This window comes from Methylobacterium sp. WL6 (genome assembly GCF_008040095.1).
GTDB lineage: Bacteria > Pseudomonadota > Alphaproteobacteria > Rhizobiales > Beijerinckiaceae > Methylobacterium.
The window spans coordinates 1-1324 of the sequence record NZ_VRVH01000562.1; the positions used below are offsets into that span (position 1 = coordinate 1).

The 1324-nt window shown below is 76.1% G+C and carries 4 protein-coding genes; all 4 read left to right on the plus strand.

From position 1 onward, the window contains the following. Positions 1-157: head-tail adaptor protein (locus tag FV230_RS28360; protein ID WP_147844726.1), on the plus strand; the 157-nt coding region annotated here is incomplete at its 5' end. Continuing rightward, positions 154-609, plus strand: coding sequence for a DUF3168 domain-containing protein (locus tag FV230_RS28365; RefSeq protein ID WP_147844727.1), 456 nt, complete (start codon positions 154-156; stop codon positions 607-609). The genes FV230_RS28360 and FV230_RS28365, both read left to right, overlap by 4 nt. After that, positions 606-1016 carry a phage major tail protein, TP901-1 family gene (locus FV230_RS28370; RefSeq protein ID WP_147844728.1) on the plus strand — a complete coding sequence of 137 codons (411 nt, stop codon included), beginning with the start codon at positions 606-608 and terminating at the stop codon, positions 1014-1016. The genes FV230_RS28365 and FV230_RS28370 overlap by 4 nt, the downstream gene beginning before the upstream one ends. A 110-nt stretch (positions 1017-1126) precedes the next feature. Beyond that, positions 1127-1324, plus strand: a 198-nt coding sequence (locus tag FV230_RS28375; protein WP_147844729.1) for a gene transfer agent family protein, incomplete at its 3' end; no start/stop codon positions are given.

Sequence of the window (1324 nt, forward strand, 5' to 3'; positions counted from 1 at the left end):
CCACCGCATCACCCTGCGGGCGCGCACCGGGCTCACGCCGGCGATGCGGCTCGCCGCCGGCCCGCGCCGCTTCGCCATCCGGACGATCGTCGATCCGGACGAGCGCGGCCGCGACCTCGTCTGCCACGTCGAGGCCCTGTCGGAGGCGAGCCCATGACCGACGCATCGCCCGGCACGGCCCTCGCCCCGCCGGCGCCGAGCCCGCTCCTCGCCCTGCGCGCGGCGCTCATCGCGCGGTTCTCCACCGATGCCGCGCTCGCCCGGCTGATGGGGGGCACGTTCCGGCTCTACGACGAGCCGCCGGCCGGCGCGCAGCCGGTCTACGCCCTGTTCGGCGACGCCGAGATCCGCGACGATTCCGTCGACGGCGCCGTCCGCCACCAGCACAGCCACGCGCTCGTGGTCTTCGCCCGGCCCGGCTCGGTCCGCACCGCGCTCGACGCCGCCGAGCGGATGTCGCTCCTCGTCGCCGATCCGGCCCTGGCGCTCACCGGCCACGCCCTCGTGACCCTGCGCGTCCAGGCCATCGCCGCGCGGCGCGACGAGCGCACCGGCGAGGCCCGCGCCGTCCTCACGCTCCAGGCCGTCACCGAAAGGAACCCGACATGACCGCTCAGAAGGGGAAGGACCTGCTGGTCCGCGCCGGCAACGGCGCCGGCGGCTTCGTCGCGGTGGCGGGCCTGCGCGCCCGCCAGATCGCGTTCAACGCCGAGGCCGTCGACGTCACCAATGCCGATTCCGCCGGGCGCTGGCGCGAGCTCCTCGCCGGCGCCGGCGCGCGCCGGGCCGCGATCTCGGGCTCCGGCGTGTTCCGCGACGAGGCCTCCGACCTGCGCCTGCGGCAGGTGTTCTTCGACGGGGTCATCGAGACCTTCCAGGTGGTGGTGCCCGCCTTCGGCACCCTCGAGGGGCCGTTCCAGATCACGGCGCTGGAATACCGCGGGGATCACGCCGGCGAGGTCACCTTCGACATGAGCCTGGAATCGGCCGGCGCCATCGCCTTCACCGCGCTCTGAGCCGGCACGGGCATCCCGACGCCGGTCGGCGAGCGCGACCGCGCGCCGCCGCCGGTGCGGCGGACGCCGTCGGCCGGTTCCGGTCGAAGGCCACCCAGGAGAACCCCTTCATGGTCAACCGCAGGCGCGGCGAGGTGCCGCTCGATCTCGGCGGCACCCGCTACACCCTCTGCCTGACGCTCGGCGCCCTGGCGGAGCTCGAGGCCGCGCTGCGGGCGGGCGACCTCGTCGGCCTGGCCGAGCGCTTTTCCTCCGGCCGGCTCGCGGCGCGCGACCTGATCGCGCTGCTGGGCGCGGCGCTCCGGGGC

What these genes read in the sequence shown, in the direction of transcription:
- FV230_RS28370 (WP_147844728.1), top strand. Translation starts at nt 606, where the DNA reads ATGACCGCTCAGAAGGGGAAGGACCTGCTGGTCCGCGCCGGCAACGGC.
- FV230_RS28365 (WP_147844727.1), top strand. Translation starts at nt 154, where the DNA reads ATGACCGACGCATCGCCCGGCACGGCCCTCGCCCCGCCGGCGCCGAGC.